At 63.2% G+C, this 22,664-nt stretch carries 19 protein-coding genes and 2 tRNA genes; 10 read left to right on the forward strand and 11 right to left on the reverse strand.

The window, feature by feature from the left end:
- Window positions 1-82: 82 nt before the first annotated feature.
- Complete coding sequence (locus G7Y51_RS08450; RefSeq protein ID WP_165176470.1) at window positions 83-814, forward strand: IS630 family transposase; 732 nt, start codon at window positions 83-85, stop codon at window positions 812-814.
- A 303-nt stretch (window positions 815-1,117) separates the two neighbouring features.
- Here the strand turns inward: G7Y51_RS08450 and gmhB are convergent, their stop codons facing one another.
- The 4 genes from gmhB to murA all read right to left on the reverse strand — a co-directional run bounded on the left by gmhB (window position 1,118) and on the right by murA (window position 4,245).
- Entirely contained in the window at window positions 1,118-1,684 is a 567-nt protein-coding gene (gmhB, locus tag G7Y51_RS08455) for a D-glycero-beta-D-manno-heptose 1,7-bisphosphate 7-phosphatase (protein WP_165176472.1), read from the reverse strand.
- Window positions 1,685-1,876: 192 nt separating this feature from the next.
- A tRNA-Pro gene (locus G7Y51_RS08460) sits at window positions 1,877-1,953 on the reverse strand.
- 311 nt (window positions 1,954-2,264) lie between these two features.
- Window positions 2,265-2,969 (reverse strand): BON domain-containing protein, encoded by a 705-nt coding sequence (locus tag G7Y51_RS08465; protein WP_165176474.1) that lies wholly within the window; start codon window positions 2,967-2,969, stop codon window positions 2,265-2,267.
- A gap of 25 nt (window positions 2,970-2,994) precedes the next feature.
- Window positions 2,995-4,245, reverse strand: a complete 1,251-nt coding sequence (gene murA, locus G7Y51_RS08470; protein ID WP_165176476.1) for a UDP-N-acetylglucosamine 1-carboxyvinyltransferase — start codon at window positions 4,243-4,245, stop codon at window positions 2,995-2,997.
- 306 nt (window positions 4,246-4,551) lie between these two features.
- On the opposite strand from murA, the gene G7Y51_RS08475 reads away from it, so the two are divergent.
- Window positions 4,552-4,627, forward strand: a tRNA-His gene (locus G7Y51_RS08475).
- A gap of 250 nt (window positions 4,628-4,877) precedes the next feature.
- Here the strand turns inward: G7Y51_RS08475 and G7Y51_RS08480 are convergent.
- Window positions 4,878-6,029, reverse strand: coding sequence for an XdhC/CoxI family protein (locus G7Y51_RS08480; RefSeq protein ID WP_165176478.1), 1,152 nt, complete (start codon window positions 6,027-6,029; stop codon window positions 4,878-4,880).
- Window positions 6,022-8,262 (reverse strand): type I DNA topoisomerase, encoded by a 2,241-nt coding sequence (gene topA / locus G7Y51_RS08485; protein WP_165176480.1) that lies wholly within the window; start codon window positions 8,260-8,262, stop codon window positions 6,022-6,024. The genes G7Y51_RS08480 and topA overlap by 8 nt, the downstream gene beginning before the upstream one ends.
- 225 nt (window positions 8,263-8,487) lie before the next feature.
- On the opposite strand from topA, the gene G7Y51_RS08490 reads away from it, so the two are divergent.
- From G7Y51_RS08490 to G7Y51_RS08515, 6 genes are all read left to right on the forward strand, one after another.
- Window positions 8,488-9,195, forward strand: coding sequence for a hypothetical protein (locus G7Y51_RS08490; RefSeq protein ID WP_206214286.1), 708 nt, complete (start codon window positions 8,488-8,490; stop codon window positions 9,193-9,195).
- A 119-nt stretch (window positions 9,196-9,314) separates the two neighbouring features.
- Window positions 9,315-9,959 (forward strand): complement resistance protein TraT, encoded by a 645-nt coding sequence (traT, locus tag G7Y51_RS08495; RefSeq protein ID WP_165176484.1) that lies wholly within the window; start codon window positions 9,315-9,317, stop codon window positions 9,957-9,959.
- Window positions 9,960-10,408: 449 nt separating this feature from the next.
- The gene (locus G7Y51_RS08500) at window positions 10,409-11,551 is read left to right on the forward strand and encodes a hypothetical protein (RefSeq protein ID WP_165176486.1); all 1,143 of its coding nucleotides are present in this window, start codon (window positions 10,409-10,411) and stop codon (window positions 11,549-11,551) included.
- Window positions 11,552-11,570: 19 nt separating this feature from the next.
- The gene (locus tag G7Y51_RS08505; RefSeq protein WP_165176489.1) at window positions 11,571-13,220 is read left to right on the forward strand and encodes a glycosyltransferase family 9 protein; all 1,650 of its coding nucleotides are present in this window, start codon (window positions 11,571-11,573) and stop codon (window positions 13,218-13,220) included.
- 327 nt (window positions 13,221-13,547) lie between these two features.
- Window positions 13,548-14,153 (forward strand): hypothetical protein, encoded by a 606-nt coding sequence (locus G7Y51_RS08510; protein ID WP_165176491.1) that lies wholly within the window; start codon window positions 13,548-13,550, stop codon window positions 14,151-14,153.
- A 58-nt stretch (window positions 14,154-14,211) separates the two neighbouring features.
- On the forward strand, window positions 14,212-14,535 hold the full coding sequence (locus G7Y51_RS08515; protein ID WP_165176493.1) for a hypothetical protein: 324 nt from the start codon (window positions 14,212-14,214) through the stop codon (window positions 14,533-14,535).
- Between the two features lie 146 nt (window positions 14,536-14,681).
- Here G7Y51_RS08515 and thiE read toward each other — a convergent pair whose 3' ends face one another.
- Together thiE and G7Y51_RS08525 are read right to left on the reverse strand one after the other, a co-directional pair.
- Entirely contained in the window at window positions 14,682-15,317 is a 636-nt protein-coding gene (thiE, locus tag G7Y51_RS08520; protein WP_165176496.1) for a thiamine phosphate synthase, read from the reverse strand.
- Window positions 15,318-15,431: 114 nt separating this feature from the next.
- Window positions 15,432-16,457, reverse strand: a complete 1,026-nt coding sequence (locus G7Y51_RS08525) for a DUF362 domain-containing protein (RefSeq protein ID WP_241160181.1) — start codon at window positions 16,455-16,457, stop codon at window positions 15,432-15,434.
- 302 nt (window positions 16,458-16,759) lie between these two features.
- Here G7Y51_RS08525 and G7Y51_RS08530 point away from each other — a divergent pair, with 302 nt between their 5' ends.
- Both G7Y51_RS08530 and G7Y51_RS08535 read left to right on the forward strand, forming a co-directional pair.
- On the forward strand, window positions 16,760-19,357 hold the full coding sequence (locus G7Y51_RS08530) for a mechanosensitive ion channel domain-containing protein (RefSeq protein WP_165176499.1): 2,598 nt from the start codon (window positions 16,760-16,762) through the stop codon (window positions 19,355-19,357).
- Window positions 19,358-19,427: 70 nt separating this feature from the next.
- Window positions 19,428-19,778, forward strand: coding sequence for a cupin domain-containing protein (locus G7Y51_RS08535; protein WP_165176502.1), 351 nt, complete (start codon window positions 19,428-19,430; stop codon window positions 19,776-19,778).
- Between the two features lie 137 nt (window positions 19,779-19,915).
- Here G7Y51_RS08535 and G7Y51_RS08540 read toward each other — a convergent pair whose 3' ends face one another.
- The 3 genes from G7Y51_RS08540 to hemB form a co-directional block, all read right to left on the reverse strand.
- A complete protein-coding gene (locus tag G7Y51_RS08540; RefSeq protein ID WP_165176505.1) occupies window positions 19,916-20,404 on the reverse strand; it encodes an AsnC family transcriptional regulator in 489 nt (162 codons plus the stop codon).
- 143 nt (window positions 20,405-20,547) lie between these two features.
- Window positions 20,548-21,657 (reverse strand): heme b synthase, encoded by a 1,110-nt coding sequence (gene ahbD / locus G7Y51_RS08545; RefSeq protein WP_165176507.1) that lies wholly within the window; start codon window positions 21,655-21,657, stop codon window positions 20,548-20,550.
- Window positions 21,657-22,646, reverse strand: coding sequence for a porphobilinogen synthase (gene hemB / locus G7Y51_RS08550; protein ID WP_165176510.1), 990 nt, complete (start codon window positions 22,644-22,646; stop codon window positions 21,657-21,659). Before hemB ends, ahbD begins: the two co-directional genes overlap by 1 nt.
- Between the last annotated feature and the right edge of the window lie 18 nt (window positions 22,647-22,664).

Below are 22,664 nucleotides of genomic sequence, written 5' to 3' on the forward strand. Positions count from 1 at the left end.
TTCCGCCGAAAGTCGGTCGTTGTTTCACGAAGTCTGCACATGGTTGACTTGACGATGGCTCTTTTTGCCAGGTTTCATGTGAATGGAACTCTGGATGACATTAAAACATTATTTAGTTAATACTCTCCAGGAAATTAAAGAACATTTTAATAAATCCTGTTGCCTGGCTGCCATCCACCGTCTGCTTGTTAAACTTGGCTACAAATATAAAAAAACTCTCAAGGCCAGCGAACAAGAACGCGAAGATGTAAGAAGGAAACGTGAGGAATGGAAACTGTTCCAGCAAAAAGCTTCATGTAATAGATTGATATTTATTGATGAAACCGGTGCCAAAACCAATATGACGAGATTATACGGCAGAGCCAGAAATGGCCAACGTTGCCATGATCATGCGTCAGACGGACGTTGGGAAAGGATAAGCATACTTTCAGCAATCCGGGTAACGGGAGAAACTTGCAGTGTTGTTTTTGATGGGGCACTGGATGGAAAGATGTACAATGCTTATATTGAAAAATTTCTTCTTCCAACGCTTAAAGCTAACGATATTGTTATAATGGACAATTTGAATGTCCATAAGTCAAAAACAGCCAAAAACTTGATAACGGAAAAAGGCTGCAAGTATATTTTCCTTCCAGAATACAGCCCGGATTTAAATCCCATTGAAAAGATGTGGAGCAAAGTGAAACAATTACTTCGGGGTATGAAAGCAAAAACATGTGATGAACTGTACAAATCCATTGGAAAAGCATTAAGTTGTATCACACAAAAAGACGCTGAAGGATGGTTTAAATCCTGTGGCTATGTAAAAAGTTAAAAGCAAAATGCTCTAGAACATATTGCTTTTGAAACGCCCGCTCCGGCGCGTAATGTAACGGCGCAAGTCAATTTCCTCTGCGCCTGTCTCTGCTGTCGCCATCCGTAAGGCGGCACAGCCGCCAACGGCTGACGCTCGCGGCGGGCATGGCTTCGCCCTGCCAGAGCGTTTCGCTACTTTCATGAGCAAAACGCTCTGGCGCGTTCCCTCCGCAGCGCAGAAGCGTATCCCGCCTTTTTGCGCGGAGCGGCCGGCTCTTGCCAGACGACCCGCAAGGGGCGCGCTGCTGCAGGCCGGCCCGGTTTACGGCTTTTGCCCGAGAATGTACGCGCAGGCCGCGGCCAAATCCGGCAAAACCGGTATGGGCGGCCCGACTTGCCGCGCCAGCCCGGCAGCCTCTTTTTCTCCCCAGCCCGTGCGGAGCAGAATCGGGCGGCATCCGGCCGCGCGCCCGGCCTGGACATCGCGCAGGCGGTCGCCGATCATCCAGGACGCTGCCGGATCAATATCCCATTCGCGCACGGCCCGCAGCAAAAGGCCCGGCGCAGGCTTGCGGCAGGCGCACGGCCCGCTGATTTCTGGCAGATGCGGGCAATGGTACCAGGCGTCCACGGCCGCGCCCAAGGGGTGCAATTGCGCATTGATCCGCGCATGCAGAGCCTGCATCTCCCGCTCGCCGAACAGACCCCGCGCGATGCCGGACTGATTGCTGACCACCACCAGCAACCAGCCCGCCGCCTTGAAGCGGGCCAGGGCATCGGGCACGCCCGGGAGCCAGCGCCAGTCCTCCCAGCGATGCACATAGCCTGAGTCGTGATTGAGGGTGCCGTCGCGATCCAGAAAAATCGCGCGGCGTGCGGTGGCGATCATGCACAGATGCTAGCTGCGGACGGGTCAGAGGTAAAGTCTTTTGCGCGCGCCCGGCCCGTGAGAGAGGCGGGCGCAACGCGCCAGGGAAGAAGTTCGAACCGGACCCGCAGAATCACAGAGAGGCGGCGCGCGTCCCGGCGGCAAACAAAAACGGATGTGTCGCCGATGGGCGGATACTCCGTTATGAAACCGTGGTCGGAGCGAAAGGATTCGAACCTTCGGCCCCCTGCTCCCAAAGCAGGTGCGCTACCAAGCTGCGCCACGCTCCGTGGGTTTTGCTCTTACGCAAAACTCCGGCTCTTGGCAAGCCGGGCCAATAATGAGACATTCACGCTTTCAATGAAAATGATATTATAACTATCTGAAACTCAAAACGAATTTTTTAGAGCATTTTGCTAATGAAATCAGCTCAACGCTCTGGCAGGGCGAAGCCATGCCCGCCGCGAGCGTCAGCCGTTGGCGGCTGTGCCGCCTTACGGATGGCGACAGCAGAGACAGGCGCAGGCGAAATGTACTTGCGCCGTGAAGCGCCGGATCAAGCGTTTCAAAAGCAATAAATATGCTCTAATGAGGGCTGATCCTAGCTTTTCTGCGCTTGCGTTGCGTGGGCAGGGGCTGCGGGCTGCTGCGCGGGCTGAGTGGCCTTGTTCCCCTTTGTCCCGGACGGGCTCGGCGGCAGCCCGGTGGCCTGTACGCCTTCCCTGCCGCTGCCGGCGGCCTTGGGCCCGGGCATGTCCGGCACAGCCCCGGAGCGCTGGGGCAGCATCAAATAGCTGGTCACAGAGGTGACGCCCTTGACGGCCCGCGCCGTACGGATGGCGATCTGCTTTTCCGCCTTATCCTTGACGACGCCCAGCAAGACCACCCGCCCGGCATTGACTTCCGTGTCAATGCGCGTGGAAGAAAGGCCTTTGGCCCCGATCAGAGCCGTGCGCAGGGACGTGGCCAGGGCGAAATCGCTTGCCTCGCTCCTGGCCGGGGCAAACCAGTGCGGCGTGATCGAGCGCGGCTTATAGCGCCGGGCGATGGCCAGGGCTTTGGCCTGCATGTTTTGCGGCACCTCGCCCACCAGAAAGACGTTGCCGTAATAGCAATACACGGCAATGGACCAGCCGTCGCTGAAACTGGCCTCCAACAGCGCGGTCTTGATGCTGGAAGCCAGGGCCTTGTCGTCCGTGATCGTGTCCATAAGGCGTTGATCGTCATACAGGCCATAGGCGCCATAGGCGCAGCCGTTCAGAACGGTCAGAACCGCAAGAAGCAGAAGCAGGGCCAAGCGTGGCATGCTGTCCTCCCGGCAATGCGTGGAATTATTCTTTTTCGCGGCGGATGCGCGCGCCCACGGCGTTGAGCTTGTTTTCAATGCGTTCATAGCCGCGATCCAGATGATAGATGCGCCGCACATGGGTTGTGCCGCGCGCGGCCAGCCCGGCCAGCACCAGGGAGGCGCTGGCCCGCAGATCCGAAGCCATGACCGGAGCCCCGGCAAGCTGGCTGACGCCCCGGACCATGGCCGTATGCCCGGAAATCTTGATCTGCGCGCCCATGCGCACTAATTCCTGCACATGCATGAAGCGGTTTTCAAAAATGCTTTCTTCCACCACGCTGGCCCCCTGGGCGGAACACATCAGGGCCATGACCTGGGCCTGCATGTCCGTGGGAAAGCCGGGATAAGGCTGCGTTTTCAGATCTGTGCCGCGCAGGGGGCAGGCGCATCTGGCCAGCACGCCTTCGGGCGTGGCCGTGATCTCCATGCCCATATCCCGCAGCTTGAGGATCACGGCTTCCAGCTCTTTAAAGGGGCAGTTGCGCACCAGAAGCTCGCCGCCCGTGATGCCCGCGGCCACCAGAAAGGTACCCGCCTCAATGCGATCCGGCATGATCGCGTAGGGCGCGCCGCGCAGCTCGCTGACGCCCTGGATGCGGATGCAACTGCTGCCCTGGCCCTGGATGCGCGCCCCGCAGGCCAGGAGAAAATTCGCCAGGTCCACCACTTCAGGCTCGCGGGCCGCATTTTCCAGAATGGTTTCGCCCTCCGCCAGAACCGCGGCCATGAGCAGATTTTCCGTGCCGCCCACAGTGGGCATGTCAAAGGTGACATGCGCGCCTTTGAGCTTGCGGCAGCGGCCCAGAATATAGCCTTCCTCCAGATCGAAGCGCGCGCCCATCTGCTCCAGGCCCTTGAGATGCTGATCCACGGGGCGCGCGCCGATGGCGCAGCCGCCGGGCAGCGCCACGCGGGCCCGGCCGATGCGCGCCAACAGCGGCCCCAGGCAGAGCACCGAAGCCCGCATGGTGCTGACCAGCTCATAGGGAGCCTCGGGCAAAAGCGTGCCGGGCGTGATGCAGGCCTTTCCGTCCGCGTATTCGCAGGCGCAGCCCAGCATCTGCAAAAGCTTCAGCGTGGTATGGATGTCGCGCAGATCCGGCACGTTGCTGAATGTGACGGAATCCGACGCCAGAATGGCGGCAAACAATATGGGCAGGGCCGCGTTTTTGGAGCCGCTGACCTCAATGCTGCCGGTAAGCGGTATGCCGCCGTCAATGACCAGTTTATCCATATGTCCTCGGGGCATGGTTGCCGACGCGCGGCCGGGAACGCCGGTTGCCGGGCCGTGCACGGCCGTGAGAATGACGGGGAGCGGAATACGCCCGCGCGCCTGCCGCCAAGTCACTGCGGCTTGCGGCAGGCTCATTGCGCGGCATATCCGCAAAAACCGCGCATAAGGGCAAGGTTTTCAAAGATAACCTGCCCAGAATCCGGGATACGAAACTTTGTAGCTTTTTTTTTAGATAAAATCCAGAGTCGCAAGCGGCAAAAATCGCTTGCCAAAAAAAGCGCCTCTGCGTATAACAGCCTTCCCGTGGCGGAAGTAGCTCAGTTGGTAGAGCACCTGGTTGTGGCCCAGGTGGCCGTGGGTTCAAGTCCCATCTTTCGCCCCAGAGAGTTCCCCGCGCCTGAATTTCATTCCGGCGCGGTTTTTTGCGCCTCGCGGCCAGGCAAACCGGCCGTTCGGCAGTGTCGGGGGGCTCAAGGCAGTACCAGGGCTGACCCTGGAGCAGATTACCTTTGACTTTTTATGAAAGTCAAAGGTGGCATTCAGGCGAAAAACGCGGTTTTTGCCTGAATGTACGCCGCGTTGCGGCGGCTGCCGCTTTCGCGTCAGCAGAGCATTTTCAAAGTGAAAATGCTCTAGTCTTCAAAACGCAGGCGATGCAAGGTTCCGGCCCGAGCGGCCAGCAATTCGGCCACCACGGCCACCGCGATCTGCTGCGGGCTTTCCGCGCCCACGGGCAGGCCGATGGGGCAGCGCACGGCTGCCAGCTCCGCGTCGGGCACGCCCTGCTCCCGCAGGGCCGCATAGACCTGCTCACGCTTGGCGCGGCTGCCGATCATGCCGATATAGGCGGCGTGGCTTGCCAGGGCCTGCGAGAGCACCTCGCGGTCAAAGCTGTGGCCGCGCGTGACAATGGCCACATAATGCCTGCGGCCAATGCCGCAGGCCTCCACCAGCCCTTCAAAGCCCGGCAGGGTCACACAGCGGCGGGCCATGGGAAAACGCGCGGGATCGGAAAATTCCGGCCTGTCGTCCACCACGTCCACCACAAAACCGCAGGTCCGGGCCAAAGCCGCCACCTCCAGCGAGACATGGCCGCCGCCGCAGAGCAGGAGCACGGGCGGGGCGCTCAGGGGCTCCACATACATGGCCCGATCCCCGCCTGCGAGCAATCCGGGCTTATTGCCGAGCTTTTCCAGCAGCGGCGCCGCGGCCTCCAATCCCTGACGCACAGCCGGGGAATCAGCCAAACCCGCAAATTCCGCGGGCAGGTTCTCCAGATGCAGGCAGCGCCGGGGCAGGCTTTCGCGGCTGACATCCACAGTCCAGACGCCGCTGCCGCCTGCGCGCAAAACATGCGCGGCCAGGGCGAAGACCGCAGCCTGTTGCGGCATGAGCGCCTCGCAAAGCACTTCCATGCTGCCGCCGCAGATCATGTCGCTTTCCGGCGACAGGCCGGTGAGATCGCAGGAAACGCGGGCGGAAATGCCGGCCGCCAGGCTTTGCCGGGCCGCTTCCAGGGCCCGGCCCTCCAGAGCCCCGCCCCCGATGGTGCCTTCAAAACCGTCTTCCGTAAGCAGGGCGCGGGTTCCGGCGGCGCGCGGAGCCGAGCCCTGGCGCGAAATCACAGTCAGCAGCACGGCCTTGCGCCCGGCTTCGAGCAATGCCGCCACGCGCGCCTCAAAAAAATCCCCGCCCACGGCAGCGGACGGATCAACCCGCGCATCCCGGGCTTGCGGGCTTTCCGGGCCCGCCAGCGGCGACTCTTCTTGATGGATCTCAGGCATCGCCGTCCTCCTTCACATAGCCGCAGCCCTTGACCGGGCAAAGAATCCTGAGCCCGTCCCGGCTCTTTTTCTCCACCAGATAGGGCGAATCGCAACGCGGGCAGGGGCCGGGCACGGGCTTGTCCCAGAGGGCGAAATCGCACTGCGGGTATTGATCGCAGGAATAGAAAAGCTTGCCGCGCTTGCTGCTCTTTTCCACCAGAGTGCCCTTGCCGCAGCGCGGGCAGGGCACGCCGGTGGAAAAAGGCGCGGCGTAATCGCAGGCCGGATAGCCCGTGCAGGCGATAAAGCGGCTGCCGGTGCGGGATTTTTTGATCACCAGATCTTTGCCGCAGCGCGGGCATTGGCCCACTTTTTCATACTGCGGCTTTTCGGAGGCCACGGCTTGCACCCGGCCGTCCTCGGTGCGCGCGAAATTGCTGGTGTAGCGGCATTCCGGATAGCCGGAACAGGCCAGAAAGGCCCCTGCCTTGCCGAACTTGATCAGCAGCGGCTTGCCGCAGTCCGGGCAGGGCAGATCCGTGGGCATGCCGCCCTTCAGGCTCTGCATGTTTTTGGCCGCCGCGTCCAGAGTGGGATTAAAATCCGCGGCAAAGGCCCGCAGCAGGTTTACCCAGTTTTCGCTGCCCTCGGCCACCTTGTCCAGGCCCTCCTCCATCTGGGCCGTAAAGCCCACGTCCATGAGCCTGGCAAAATGCTCGGTGAGCTGGCGGCAGACCACCCGGCCCAGATCCGTGGGCACGAAATGGCGTTCCGCCAGATGCACATAATCGCGATCCTGCAAGGTGGAGATGATCGCCGCGTAGGTGGACGGCCGCCCGATCCCAAGCTCCTCCAGCTCGCGCACCAGGCTTGCCTCGCTGTAGCGGGCCGGGGGCTGGGTGAATTTCTGCTCCTTTTCCAGCTTGTTCAGGGTCAGGGTCTGCCCGGCCTGGAGGGGCGGCAGCTCGGCGTCGGCCTCCTCCTTGCCGCGCGGCCAGGCCGCGAGAAAACCGGGAAAGAGCAGGCGCTCGCCCTTGGCCCGCCACTGGGTATGGGCGCAGGCGATGGTCGCCACAGTGTCGTGGAAGCGCGCCCCGGCCATCTGCGAAGCCACGAAGCGCGACCAGATCAGCCGGTAAAGATTGTACTGATCCGGCGGCAGATGCGGCTTGACCATCTCCGGCGTGATGCTCACATCCACGGGTCGCACGGCTTCATGCGCGTCCTGGGCTCCGCCCTTGGCCTTGTAGATCCGGGCCTTTTTGGGCAGATACTCCTGACCGAACGTGTCACTGATAAAGTCCCGGGCCGCCTTGCGCGCCTCATCGGCAATACGCGTGGAGTCGGTACGCATATAGGTGATCAGCGCGGTCAGCCCCTTGTCGCCCAGTTCCACGCCCTCGTAAAGACGCTGCGCGATGTTCATGGTGCGCTTGGCCGTGTAGGAAAGGCGCTGATTGGCCGCCTGCTGCAAGGTGGAGGTGATGAACGGCGGCTGGGGAGCCCGTTCGCGCTCTTTTTCCTCAACGCTTTCCACCACGAACGGCTTGCCCCTGATGGCGGCTTCCAGCGCGTCCGCAGCTTCGCGGTTGGCAATGGCCGCCTTTTTGCCGTTGATTCTGGCCAGATCCGCCTTAAAGGGCGGCGGCGCTGCGGCGGCAAGCAGGACTTTGAACAGCCAGTATTCCTCAGGTTTAAAAGCCTCGCGCTCGGCCTCGCGATCCACGATCAGGCGCAAGGCCACGGACTGCACCCGCCCGGCGGAAATGCCGCGTTTGATGGTTTTCCAGAGCAGGGGCGAAATCTTGTAGCCCACCAGCCGATCCAGCACGCGCCGGGCCTGTTGGGCGTCAAAAAGAGCGGCGTTCAGTTCGCGCGGATGTTCCAGAGCCTCCTTGACGGCTCTGGAGGTGATCTCGTTGAATTGGATGCGCTTGATGTTTTTGGCTTTGTCGCGAATCAGCTCGGCCACATGCCAGGCAATGGCTTCCCCCTCGCGATCCGGGTCCGGCGCGAGAAAGACCGTATCGGCCCTGGCCGCTGCCGCTCGCAACTCGTTGACCACATGCTTTTTGTTTTCAATGACTTCATAATGGGGAGCGAAGTCGTTGGCCTCGTCCACGCCCAGGGTGCTGGAGGGCAGATCGCGCACATGGCCCACACTGGCCTGCACCACATACTGCGGCCCCAGAAACTTTTTAATGGTCTTTACCTTGGCCGGGGATTCCACGATAATCAACTGCTTGCCCATGCATTGTCCTCAACGGTAATGGCTGACGCGGCGCGGCCCGTGTGGCCGCGCCAGGCGCAGACAGTGTAGGGGCAAGATACGACAAAACATGCCCGCGTCAAGTGCGCCGGGCAGCGTGGCCGCCGCAGCGCAGCCGCAGGGCGTCTGGACAGCTCCGCTCTTCTGCGCTACGGAAACAATACGGTCGTGTTGGACTCCAGACTTTCCCGCGGCCGCGGAGAAAAAATGCGCGTGCGTCAGATGTCCTTTCCTTTTCCGACCTTGCTCTGCCTGTTGCTCTTCTGCGTCCTGGCGGGCGCGTGCGCCGGCCACCGGGACGCGGTTCCGGCTTCCGGCCAGGGGGCCGGGTCGCAGCCTTTGCCTCAGGCCCCCTCGGAGCCTTTGCCGCAAACGCCTGCCAGGCCGGGCCAGAGCCTGCACGTCTCGGTCAGCGGCGGGGACGCGAATCTGAATGACGATCTGCAATCCATGCTCACGGCCTATCTGCAGAGCGAGCGAGGCCTGAGCCCCACCGAGGAGGCCAGGCAGGCCGACATCCTGGTGCGGGTACGCATTGAAGACATTTACCCCCTGGGTTCCAAAAACGCACCGATCAGCGCGGGCAAGGCTCTGGGCGGCGCGGCCACCGGCGCCATGCTCGGCATGCTGCTGGGCAGCGCCGTGGACGTCAACGGCCGCAGCGGCGCGGGCTGGGGCGCGGGCGGCGGCGCGTTGCTCGGCCTGGGCGTAAGCCTTTTGGACAGCTACGGCAAAAGCAAGGTCTGGGGCCTGCGGGCCCGGGTGGGCATCAGCCGCGACGGCCGCGAGCCCACTGACGCCGAGCTGCGCCGGGTGACGGTCAGCGCCGAAGGCGCGGACATGGAGCGGGAAGACAGCCTGCCTGCCCTGGAGGACAAGCTGAGCCTCGAAATTCTCAATGCGCTGCATCCTTAGAGCGTTTTGCTCATGAAAGGAGCTAAGCGCTCTAAGACGCATTTTGACTGCCCCCGGCCGTTGCGATACGATGCACTGCCGCCAAACGCGGCGCGGCGTCTGGAAAAAGAAGGAGGCGTATGCCCAAACTGCGATTTTTTCTCTTCCTGCTTCTGAGCCTGTGTCTGCTCTGCGCCTGCGTCCGCCGGGGCGAGGGAGACGCCTCCCAGGTGGAGGTACTGCGTTGCGGCGAACTGAGCAGCGCAGGCGGCGACGAGGATATTGCCGATGTTGTATATATAAACGTGCGCGACAAAAGCAACCGGGTCTTGGGCCTGCGATCCCGGGTCGAAGCCTGTGTGAGCGGCAAGGGCTTTACCGTTACCGGCAACCCCAGCCAGGCGGGCCATATCATCCAGATCACCGTGCTGGACGCTGGCCCGGTGGACCCGGACAGCCTGCGCGGCGTGGTGGATGCCGGATATGACGCGCCCTCGCGGCTTTCCGGCACAGGCGGCACGGCCCTGCTGACCGACGTTTTGCTTGTGCAGCGGCGCGTGCCCAATGCCCGCCGGGCGCACAAGGCCAACCTGAAAAATATCTCCCGCCGCAATGCCGTGGCCAGCAGCCACATGCGGCTGGCCTTGCTGGTACGCCACGAGATCAAGCTCAACGGCGAACTGCCTGAATATTTTACGGAAGTTCTGGCCCGCGAGCTGGGCGCGGCGCTCAAAATCGCGGGCCGCGACGCCGTGCCCTCGCCCGGCCCCGCCCCGGCGCGCTGACCCGCCTCCGCCAAAATCCTTTTTTCGGCTGTCCTGCTGCGCAAAAGGGCAGCCGCTTTTTATGGCCCTGCTTCTCGCAGAGTGCGCAGTCGGATCGCGGCGCGGGTTCAGCTTCAGCCGCGTCCTCAGAAACCAGGCAGAAAGCCCAAGCCGGCGCGAGCCTTCTCACAAGCGGCCTGCCCCAGCCCCCGGCCCGTCGAAAAAACGGCGCGGCCTGCCTCACCAGGCCCGCAATGCTGCTGTGGACGCGCATTGGCACTGTCCTTGCTACTCTTGGGCCGTGCGGCAGGATTTAAGCGGAGGCCCGCAGCAACGCCTCGCCCGGCTGCCACGGGCTGGAAGGCCTTGCGCTTCACAGACAGGCGCGCATTGGATCCCGGATCTTTTGGGCATCCGGGCGGCAATGGGCCCGCACGTTCCGCTCCCGCAATCCGCCACAGGAGGAACGCATGTCACATTCCACCTTGTTGATCAGGCCCCCGGCCGACCAGCATGTTAATCCGGCCGCGGCCGCGCCGCGCCGCGCTGCCGGGGCCGCCAATGCGTCTTCGCCCTTTGCCGCGCTGATGGCCGGGCAGGAGGAAAGCGCGGCGGGGCAAAAGCTCCCTGCCACGGCCCAGCGGCCGCAGGAGGCCGTCAATACCCTGCAATTGCGCAATCCCGTGCTGGCCGGGCGTTCGCCCAGCGATCTGGCGCGCGCCCAGGTCTTTTCCAAAGCCCAGTCGGATCTGCGCCGCACGCAGGCTCTGGACGGCCTGATGCAAAATCTTTCCGGCGGCGATTCCCCCCTGGATCTGGCCCGCAACCTGGGCACGGCCCGGCATTTGCGTTCCTTGACGCGCAATCTTGACGCGCGCCTGGGCGGGCTGAGCGTGGGCGATTTCATTCATACCCGGCCCCGCAAAACCGCAGCGACGAACAGGGCGCGCTCCACACGCGGCGGACAGGCGGACAGTCCCGGTCTGGGGCAGCTTTCCGCCCGCTTTGAGTCCGGCGGGGACGGGGTCGCGGCCGTGGGCTATGATCGCAACGGCGGCACATCCTACGGCAAGTATCAAATCGCCTCGCGCGTGGGCAGCATGAAAAACTTTCTGGAATTTCTGGACGGCGCGGCCCCCGATCTTTCGCAGCGCCTGCGCAGGAGCGGCCCGGCCAATACGGGCAGCCGCCGGGGCGGTATGCCCGACACCTGGCGGGCCATTGCCCGCGAGCAGCCCGATCGTTTTGAGGCCCTGCAGGAAGCCTTTATCCGTGAGAGCCATTATAAACCCGCGCTGGAAGCCATCGTGGAGCGCACGGGCCTTGAGGCCGACAAACTCTCGCCCGCCATGCGCGAAGTGATCTGGAGCACGGCCGTGCAGCACGGCCCGGCAGGCGCTGCCCGGATTTTCGACAGGGCCGACAGGATGAGCGGCAAGCCCACGGATCCGGCCTATGAGCGCAAACTGATCAGTCATGTGTATGCGCTGCGCGCCGGGCAATTCGGCTCGTCCAGCAGGGAGGTGCAGGCCGCGGTGAGCAATCGCTTCAAACAGGAGAAGATGCTGGCCCTGAACATGCTGGACGGCGGCAGCCGCACAGCTCTGGCCTGAGCGGCGCGAGGCATCCCGCATGAGCGTGGACACCCTGATCGTCAACCTGACCCGCTTCGGCGATTTGCTGCAATGCCAGCCCCTGATCCACGATCTGCACGGCAGCGGCCATACGGTGGGTCTGGTCTGCCTGGACAATTTTGCCGCCGCCCTGCCCCTGCTGCGCCATCTGGACGCGGCCTGGCCCCTGCCCGGAGCCGGGCTTATGGCGGATTTGGACAAATGCTGGCAAAAGGCCGCGGCCCGGCTGCTCGACTTTGCCCGAAGCATCCGCGAGCAGGCCGCGCCCCGGCGCGTGGTCAATCTGACGCCGACCCTGCCGGGCAGGCTGCTGACCAGGCTTTTGGCTCCGTCGCCGGACGCTGTGCTGGGTTTCGGCATGGATGCGCACGGTTTCGGCTTCAGCGGCGGCATCTGGGCCGCTTTTCTGAACGGCGCCACATTGCAGCGCCTGAACGCGCCCTTCAATCTGGCGGACATGTTCCGCATGGTGGGCGCACCCGCTCCCGGATCCAGGGCCGGCGCGGGCACATGTGCGCTCCAGCGTCCCGCAGGCGCGTCCCTGGCCTTTGCCGATACCCTTCTGGCGCGGCCGCTCAGGCTGCCCGCAAGTCCCGGCGTCCGCATCGCGGGCTTTGTGGGCCTGCAACTGGGGGCCAGCGAATCCCGGCGGCAATGGCCCACAAGTTCTTTTGCCGCCCTGGGCGACCGGCTCTGGCAAGAGCAGGCCCTCTGCCCGGTACTGCTGGGCGCGACCGCCGAGAGCCCGCTGGCCAGGGCTTACGCGGCCCGGGCTCAAGGCCCCTTTGTGGACGCCGTGGGCAAGACCGATATCCCGCAGTTGGCGGCCCTGCTCAGCCGCCTGCGCCTGCTGGTCACCAATGACACCGGCACCATGCATCTGGCCGCGGGTCTGGGGCTGCCCTGCCTGGCCTTTTTTCTGGCCACGGCCCAACCCTGGGACACCGGCCCCTATCTGCCCGGCTGCTGCTGCCTGGAACCGGCCCTGCCCTGCCATCCCTGCCCGTACAACAGCGCCTGCCCGCACGGGCAACGCTGTCTGGAACGGATCAGCCCGCAAAGCGCCGGGGATCTGGCCCTGGGCTATCTGACCCAAGGGAACTGGCAGGCCGGCCTGACCCCCGCGATCTGCCGGGAAGTCCGCGTCTGGGTGACGGAGACGGATGCGCACTGCTTTGCCCGCGTGCGCAGTCTTTCCGGCCATGAGCAGGAAGACCGCAGCCTCTGGCTCGGCCAGCAACGCCTGTTCTGGCGTCAGATCCTTGACAGTCTGGAAAGCGCACAAGCGCGACCCGGAGAAACGTCCGAGCCCCTCAACGCCCGCATGCCTGTTGCCTCCGACGCTTTGCCCTATTCCGCGGCATTCAGGGAAACAGTGGCGCCTGTATTGTCCCAGGCCGCGCAACTGCTTGATCTGCTGGCCGAGCAGGGGCGACTCACCGGCAAAAGCGCCCGGGCCGGGCAGCTTTTTCTGCGCAATTGCGAGCGTCTCCAGAGCCTTCTGGACGCCTGCCCGCCGCTGTCCTCCCTGGGGCATTTCTGGCGCGTGCTGTGCATGGAGCGCGGCGGGCGTCTGGACGAGCTGCTGACGCTGGTGACGCGCCTTTCCGGCCATGTGCGACGCTGGGCCGCGGCTGTGGCGGCCTGAGCCGCAAGACGCCTTCAAGTCGCCGGTCTTGTGATTGAGGCCCGTTAACTTCTTTTGCCCGCCGGGCATACGGCTGTGACAGGCCCGGCCCCGCGCTGCGCCCCCTCTTGTCCTGCCGGAAACGGCAAAGCGGCTGAACAAAAAAACGTTGCGCCCTGCCTTCTCTTTTCTCTGCCGTCCCACCATGCCCTTTCCACCGCGGGAGCGGCGGATCTCCAGCATCCATGCCTGATGGCGGCAGATTCTCTTTCTTGGCACATGACTTGCATAACCATTGTCACGCAACGTATCGGCAAATAATTCCCCGTGGGGAGCAAGGAGGGTTGTATGATTATTGTTGACGGTTGCAAAAGCGGCAAAGAGATTTCCAACTTCGCCAATCTGGAAGAAATGCTGACCAACCTGATGGACGATGAAAAGATGGAAAACCGGGTGGTGACCGATGTTTTCGTGAATAATGAAAGCTTTTCGGAAATCTACCCGCACCAGGCCGAAGACATTGCCTGCGATTCGATCACCTCGGTGGAAGTGCGTTCGCGGCCTGCCAGCGAGCTGGCTGTGGATATCGCCGCCGAAATGAATAAAGTTGCCCGGATGATGGGGCACGGCGCGCGGCATGTGGCGCGCCTGTTCCGTGAAGCTTCGGACACGGACGCCCTGGAACTGTTCCAGGATCTGCTGGACGTGACCCGTGATTTCATGAGCATGCTCGGCGTGCTGCGCGAGCGTTATTTCAGCGGCGACGATCAGGCCTTTGCTCAGAAAGTGGAGAATCTTTCCGCGCTGCTTTCCGAAATGAGCGAGGTACTGGGAAACGAAGACTGGATTTTGCTTGCCGATCTGCTGGAATATGAATTCCTGCCGCTTTGCGAGACATGGCGGGTCGTCAGCGAGGATCTGCACCGGCAGATAGCAAAGAGAGTCGCCCAATAGAGCGTTTTGCTCATTTCATGAGCGAAACGCTCTGGCAGGACGAAAGAAAGGAGTGCTCATGGGCCAGGGAGTATGCTTGTTGGATCAGGCTCTGGATCTTGCCCGTCAGGAAATGGCGGCCTTGGAAGACGGAGCGTACGAGAGGGCCGTCGCGTTGGCGGAACAGCGCAACGAAGTCACCAGCATGGCGTGGCATGTGCTGGAATCCGGCTGCGCCGACCAATACCGCAACCGCCTTATTGAACTCACGCAACTGCAAGAACATCTGACGGCCACAGCCGCCAAAGCGCGGGAGGTTGTCCGCGCAAGCCTGCAACGCTCGCGCCAGGAAAAGCAGAGGCTGCGGGGTTACCATCAGGCAGTGGGGCAGGCGCTGCAATGATCGCGGCCTGACAGGGCGAAGCCATGCCCGCCACGCGCGTCAGCCGTTGGCGGGCATGGCTTCGCCCTGTCAGAGCGTTTAGCTCATTTCATGAGCAAAATGCTCTAAAAACGCGGCGTGTTTTTCGCCTGCCGCGTCGGGCGCGCTCAGGCGCGCATGGCCCGGCGCACGGCCGCCACTCTTTCCCGAATATCCGGCGCGCCCACCAGCTCCGAGACCAGAGCGCAGCATTGCGCGCCGTGGCGCACAACCTCGCCGATGTTCTGCGCCTTGATCCCGCCGATGGCCACAAAAGGCACGCTGATATTCGCCGCCACCCAATCCAGATAGCCGAAGCCCACGGGGTCCACCACGTCTTCCTTGGTCTGCGTGGCGAAGATCGGCCCCACACCGATGTAATCCGCGCCCGCGGCCACTGCGGCCCGGGCCTGATCCGGCGTATGCGTGGACAGGCCGATGATCATTTTCGGCCCCACCAGCCGCCGCACTTCGGGCAGGGGCAGATCCTCCTGGCCGATATGCACGCCGTCGGCCTCCACCAGCATGGCGATGTCGATGTGATCATTGACGATGAAGCAGGCTCCGGCCTCACGGGTCAGGCGGCGGAGCAGGCGGCACTCCTCAAGCATTTGCCCGGCTTTGAGCTTTTTCTCGCGATATTGCAGGATGCGCACTCCGGCGTCCAGCAGGGCCTGGGCCACATCTGCCAGCGGTCGGCCCAGGGAAAGGCGCGCGTCGGTGAGGGCGTACAGATCTGTCTGGCCGGGCAGAATCACGGGCATGGCAATCTCCTTTTACAAAACAAGATCGGGATCTTCCTGAAAAAGCGGCAGGCCGCGCTGTGGCCGGTCCCGCCGGGCGCGGCGTTGCAAAGGCGCGCTGCGCCCGTCCGGGCTTCACCCTTTGGAGCGCGCTCCGGCAAGCCGGGCCCAGATGCGGCGCGCGCAACTTTTGACGCAGCGCGCCGGGTGAAAGGAGGTATGCGCGAGCTCGCCGGGCAGCTCAAAGCCCCGCGCGTCAAAGCCCCCAGGCTGGAGCAGAGGATAAAACAGGGAGCTTCCCGCGGCTGCGCGCCGCTCCAGGGCCGCGCCCAGCGGCGTGGCGCCGAAATCCAGGCCCAGCACGGCGCACAGGGCCCTGTCCAGAGCCACGGCCGAGGCGCTCGCGCCCATCAGCCGCAACGCGAATGGCCTGCCCCGGCTGGGCCCTGTGACGTGCATGGCCCTCACGCCGTCGGCCAGCCCGGCCACAGGCGGCAGAGCCGCCCAGAGCGCCGCCAGACAATCCGCAAAATAACGCGGCTGCCGCCCCTCGCGCGCGTGGATCAGGGCTTTGCGCAGACCACTGACGCAGCCGAAGAGATTCTTCACGGCCAGGGTGACAAGCATCTGGCCGTGAGCCTTGACCCGGGGCACGGACAAAATCAGATCGCACTCCAGGGCCTGCCGCGCAACCTTGAAGCAGGCTCCCGTGTCAAGCCGCAAGGGCACAGGCCTGTCCAGAGAGCTGACCGCAAGCCCCAGGGCCTTGAGCTCCTGCGCCAGGCCCACGGCACGGGCCACGGAGGCCGCCGATCCGAAGCCGGGGGAATCGGCCACCTGCACGCGCGCGCCCTGATCCAGCAGCCAGGCGCAGGCCGCCGCGACCACGCGCGGATCAGTGCAGGCCAGGGCCTGGGCCGTGACCAGATTGGGCTTGACCAGCACCCGCGCGCCCGCACTGACGCGCACCTCCCCGGCTTCCAGAGCCTGGGCCGCAATGCGGGCCAGATCGGGCGCAGCATAGTCCGGGCAATGCAGCAGCGCCACGGGAATCACTGCCTGGCCGGCTTTGAGCCCGGCCGGGCCGGTGAGGGAATTGACGGCTTCCATGCCGGAAGTATGACGCCATGCGTCTGCCTTGTAAAGATCGCCGCGCGCCACGGCTTTTCAATATCCGCCTCTTGGCGTATCTATAAAGGCCGGGGCCGTTGCACAGAGGTTGCACTGCGACATATCGCGGCGCGCATCTCTGGTGCATATTACTTTTGAAACGCTCGCTCCGGCGCGTAACGGCGAAAATACATTGCGCCTGCGCCTTCGCGGTCCACGGTTCTTGCGCTGTTGCACACAAGTGTTTTGCCGGGCGCGGCAATGAGCTTGCGGCATGCTGTGCCGGATCCCGTTGCGCGACCGCGCTCCAAAATTCTTTCATCCGCGCGTCTTGTGCGGTCTTTGAGGATACTATGCGCCAGTTTACTTTGATCTTGCTTTTGGTATGGGGCCTGACGGGCCTGCCGCTTCTTTCCCAGGCCGCCAGCCGCGCTTCCGACCCGGCGGCCGCTGCTGCCGATCCCCCTGCCGCGGCCGCCGCGGAACAGGGCGGGGAAAAAACAGCCGACGCGGCGCAGGCCGAAACCCAGGCTGCGGCACAACCCGCCGCGCCGGAGCATGATCCCTGGGAGCAAGTCTGGGCCGGGCAACGCAGCATGCTCACCGAAATCGATGAGACCGCCGCGAAAATGAGCGAGAACTTCAACAACCAGGCGACCCAGCTCACAAAAAAAGTTCAGCCGTATGAGGAAGAAGCCCGCCGCCTGCTGGTGCTGGCCAATACCTTCAAAAACTGGCCCAACCCCATGGAGGCCGTGAGCCGCCGGATCACGGTCGCCACCCTGAAGGTGCGGCAGATGCTGGAGCCGGTCCTGTTGGCCCGTTCCGAAGCCCAGGCTCTGCTGGAGCGCGTAAGCTATCTGGGCGACAGCCTGCCGGGCGATCTGCACGACGGGCGGGTGAGCAAGGAGATGCAGAGCTATGCCAGGGACATTGCCCAGGCCCGCCTGCGGCTCACAGCCGTGCTGGCCCAATATAATTCGGCGCTGGCGCCTTCTCTGGCCCTGCTCGCAAAGCTGGAGCAGGTCCAGAAGGAGATCGGCGCCAGGTTGCCGCTGCTCTGGAAAGACTATTACCTGCAAAGTCCGGTGCCCTGGCTGAGCGCCACGGTCTGGTCGGATTTCGGCCAGCAGATGAGCTATTCGCTACAGGGCATGACCTTGCGCCTGCCCGTGGAAATGCCGGCGAGCGCGGAGCAGTGGGGCACGGCCGTGCTGCGTTTTCTGCTCGGACTCTTCTTTGTCGGCCTGCTCGTCCTTATGCTCTACCGGCGTTGGATCAGCAAGAATTCCAGCCCCATAAAACGCCATATTTTCCGCGTCAGCCTGCCCTGGCTCTGCCTGGGCCTGGCCCTGCTGGGCAGCTCCGTGTCCGCCACGGGCGAGTTTTACCGTCTTTTTCTGGCGCTGGGCAATTTGAGCATTATCGCGGGTCAGGTTTTTCTGGCCTGGGATCTGCGCCTGCTCAAGTATCCCGAAGTGGGCCGCGTCCGCGCGCCGTTCTGGCGGCTCATGCCGCTCACCTTCTGCGCCTATGCCCTGCTCTACCTGCCCCTGATCAAACCTCTGGTGCTGCTGATCTGGCTGGGCCTGGTCATTGTCGCCCTGCTGCGCGCGCGCCGCCGCACAAAGGAGAGTTTCGGCCCTCTGCAACTGGAGTCCGCCGTCCTGGACAGCGACACGATCATCCTCTGGATCTGTCTGGTGCTGGCGCTGCTGGGCCTGCATATCTACAGCATGATTCTTTATCTGCTCTTTGTCTCCTGCTCCCTGGCCCTTGAGCTCTGTCTGGGCGGCATGGCCCTGATCGGCAACATCAACGAGCATCTGCCCAGGGAAGGAGCGCGCGCGGCAGTCTCGCATCTGCTGGTGGCCCTGGCCGCGCCTGTGGTGCTGGTGGTGGCCGTGGTGGGCGTCTCCCTTTGGGTGGGAACCCTGCCCGGCGGCATGTATCTGCTGGGCCATTATGTGCTTGAAGGCGTCAATGTGGGCGCTACCCGCTTCAATATCATTCAGGTGCTGCTGATCATCAGCGTTTTTTACCTTGCGCGCACGGCCGTGGCCATGGGCACGCGCTTTCTGGCCGGGCTGCCCAGGCAGGGCCTGCAAATCGACGCCACGCTGATACCGCCCATGCAAACGGCCTTCACCTATGCGGTGTGGGCCATTTTCGGCCTGTTCGCGCTGCGGGCCCTGGGCATGGAACTGAGCAATCTGGCCATTGTGGCCGGCGGCCTTTCCGTGGGCATCGGCTTCGGCATGCAGACCATCGTCAACAACTTTCTTTCCGGCCTGATCCTGATTTTCAGCCGCACGCTACAGGCCGGAGACGTGGTGGAAGTGGGCCCGATCACCGGCAAGGTGCGCAAAATCAGCGTGCGCGCCACCACGGTCGAAACCTTTGACAACGCCCTCATTTATGTGCCCAATTCCGAATTTGTGTCCAACCGCCTGATCAACTGGACGCGCAACAGCCGCACGGTGCGGCGCGACATTGTGGTGGGCGTGGCTTATGGCTCCAACACGGCCCTGGTCATGAAGCTGATGCTTGCCATTGCCAACGCGCACGAGAATGTGCTCAAATACCCCACGCCGTCAGTGACGTTTGACGATTTCGCGGCCAGCAGCCTGAACTTCACCTTGCGCTTCTGGGTGCGTGATTATGACGTGGGCCTCTCCACGACCTCGGAAATCCGCCTGGAAATCGACAGGCAGTTCAGAGAGCACAAGATTGAAGTGGCTTTCCCGCAACTGGACGTGCATGTCAGGGAGATGCCCCGGTCTGGCCGCCCTGCCAGGGTCGCGCCCGATCGCCGCGCCGGGGGCAGACGCCCGCCGCGCAGGCCCATGCGCCGCAAAACCGCGGACGCCCCCGCCGGAAAAAGCGCTGATCCGGACAGACAAAGCACGGCCGGGGAGGCGGCAGAAAAGGAGATGTCGCAGACCGCGTAGGGCATTTTTTGCGGCAAAGCGGATCCGGCCTGGAGCGCGTCCAAACCCTGACACAACAAAGGAGAAAGAGATGATCCGTCGCGCAGATCAACGGGAAAAACTGGATAAAATCATGTTCGGCGGGCCGGGTATGGCCCATTTCACCAAGCTCCTGAACGCGGATGAGCTTGAGAATCACGGGCGCTTGTACAATCATGTGCTGCTGCGGCCCGGCGACGCGGTGGGCAGGCACCGCCACAACGGCGACTTTGAGGTTTTTTTCATCCTCAAAGGCCAGGGCCTGTACGACGACAACGGCACTCAAACCACGGTCAGGGCCGGCGACGTGACCGTGTGCCGTGACGGCGAAGAACATGCCCTGCTCAATGACGGGCCAGACGATCTGGAGCTGATTGCCCTGGTTCTCTTTTCCGAAAAGTAAACGCAGGGCGCGCAAAAGGGCCTGGCGAAGCTGTCGGCACATGCGCCCGCTGCGGGCACGGCTTCGCTCTGCCCGTTGCCGCCGGGAGCGTTGCCGGCGCGCTGGCGTCGGCAGGGCAGTTTCACAGTGAAACTGCTCTACTCTTCTTCCTGCATACGGAAGTCCACGCGGATTTTAAAGAATTTTGTGGCGGGCAGGTCAAGAATGACGATGCCGGTGCGCGCGCTGATCTGGTCCAGAATTTTCCGCGCCTGCTCGCGCGAGGGGCTGATCAGCGTAAACCAGACATTGTAGCTGTGATCGCGCAAATAATTGTGCGTCACACCCGGCTGGGCATTGACCTCGCTGATGAATGTTTCCAGCTTTGCATCAGGCACTTTGGCGGCGCAGAGCGTGGACACGAAGCCCAGTTTGGCAGACTGGAAATTGGCCCCCAGGCGGCGGATGATTTTTTTGACGCGCAAGGCCCGCACGCGTTCCAGGGCCTGCTCCTCGGAAATGCCCAAGCGCTGCCCCAGTACCGCGTACGGGCGCGGATCAAGAGGAAAGTCCGTCTGAATAATGTCCAGCAATTGCCTGTCCAGGCTGTCCAACTGGCCCTGCGCGGCGGGAGGGTGCTCTTGCATTCTGCGGTCCTGCGTTGCTGTTGTTGCGTTCTTGCCGATCCTAGAGCATTTTCTCTTTGAAAATGCTCTCAACCAGGCCCGCATGCCTGCGCCGGTCGGCAGGGCCGGCGAGAGTGCCGTATTTCTGGCCGGCCTGCGGCTCTTCAGCGCAATCTGGCGGGTATGTATGTGCACAAGGGCTCCTGCCCCATGTGATCCCCGTCCATGCTCTGCGCCCTGGCGCGGCAGCCGCCGCAGACCTTGTGAAACTCGCACACGCCGCACTTGCCCTTGTAACAGGACTGATCGCGGAATTGCCGGAAATACGCGCTCTCGCGCCAGATTTGCGGAAAAGGCGTTTCGCGCACATTGCCGCAATCAAGTTCCAGATAGCCGCAGGGCTGCACCTGACCCGTATGGCTGATGAAGCAAAAGCCCGTGCCTCCCAGGCAGCCGCGGGTCATGGCGTCCATGCCGAATGTTTCCGGCGTGACGGCAATGCCCTCCTCATGCGCGCGCTGGCGCATGATCCGGTAGTAATGCGGCGCGCAGGTGGCCTTCAGGTGCATGCTTGTGCCCTTGCGGAAATCATAGAGCCAGTGCAGCACGTCTTCATATTCCTGGGCCGTGATCACCTGATCCGCAAGGCCTGAGGCCCGACCCATGGGGACCAGCAGAAAGATATGCCAGGCCGCGGCCCCAATGCGCTCGCAGAGATCGAAAATCTTCCTGAAACTGGCGAGATTGTTGCGGGTCACGGTGGTGTTGATCTGAAAGGGCAGGCCCGCATCCTTGAGATAGCCGATGCCGCGCAGGCTGGCGTCAAACGCGCCGGGCACGCCCCGGAAGGCGTCATGACTTGCGGCGTCGGCCCCGTCAATGGAAATGGAGCAGCGATCAACACCGGCGGCCTTGAGTTTTTTGGCGTTTTCAGGAGTGATCAGCGTGCCGTTGGGCGAAAAGGCGCAGATCAGGCCCCTGGCATGGGTATAGGCCACCAGCTCGTAAACGTCCGGCCGGATCATGGGATCCCCGCCGGTGAAGATGATGATCGGATTGCCCACCTGCGGGAACGTATCGATCAGCGCCTTTGCCTCGCGTGTGGACAGCTCGCCGGGATAGGGATCGGGATGGGCCTCGGCCCGGCAGTGTTTGCAGGCCAGATTGCAGGAGCGCGTCACTTCCCAAGCCACCAGACGGCAGGCCGGGCTGCCGTCCTCCAGAACGCGCGGCCCTGTGCCCGGATGCCCGCCGAGGCGATCATGTTCGTGCATCAGCGCGCCAGCCTTTGCCGAAGTATTTCCTCGGCGAAATAGGTAATCAGCATATCCGCGCCCGCGCGCCTGAGGCCGAGCAAGGATTCCAGCATGACCGCGCGCTCGTCGATCCAGCCATTGAGCCCGGCCGCGCGGATCATGGCGTACTCGCCGCTGACCTGATACGCGCAGAGCGGCACGTCCACATGCTCGCGCACCAGGCGGATGATGTCGGAATACGGCCCGGCGGGCTTGACGATCAGCGCATCCGCGCCTTCGGCGAGATCCGCGCGCGCTTCAATCAGGGCCTCGCGGGCGTTGCCCGGATCCATCTGATAGGATTTGCGATCCCCGGCGGCCGGAGCCGACTCCGCCGCGTCGCGGAAGGGCCCGTAATAGGCGGAAGCGTACTTCACGGCATAGGACATGATGGGCGTCATGCTGAAACCGCCTTCGTCCAGAGCCTGACGGATGGCCGCCACGCGCCCGTCCATCATGTCGGAGGGGGCCACCATGTCCGCCCCGGCGGCCGCATGGCTGAGCGCGGTTCTGGCCAGCAGGGGCAGGGTGGGATCATTGAGCACCGCGCCGTCCGGCATCAGCACGCCGCAGTGGCCGTGGCTCATGTACTCGCACAGGCAGACATCGGTGATCACCAGAAGCCTGGGCCAGCGTTTCTTGAGACGCCGCACGGCCTGCTGCACAATGCCCTGCTCGGCATAGGCGCCGCTGGCCTTTTCGTCCTTTTTGGCCGGAATGCCGAAAAGCAGAACGGCCGCAAGGCCTGTGTCCACGGCCTTTTCCACCTGTTTTTCCAGCTCGCCCAGAGAGAGCTGGAACTGGCCGGGCATGGAAGGGACTTCTTTGCGGAAGGATTTGTCTTCGCTTTCCACCACAAAGTAGGGCATGATCAGGTCTTCCGCCGGCAAAGGCCCGGTCTGGCGCACCAGATTGCGGAGTTCCGGGGTCCGGCGCAGGCGGCGGCCGCGATGGAATGGAGTCGTCATAATCCACACTTCCTTGAG

The sequence above is a fragment of the Desulfovibrio sp. ZJ369 genome (assembly GCF_011039085.1).
In the GTDB taxonomy this organism is placed as follows: domain Bacteria; phylum Desulfobacterota; class Desulfovibrionia; order Desulfovibrionales; family Desulfovibrionaceae; genus Desulfovibrio.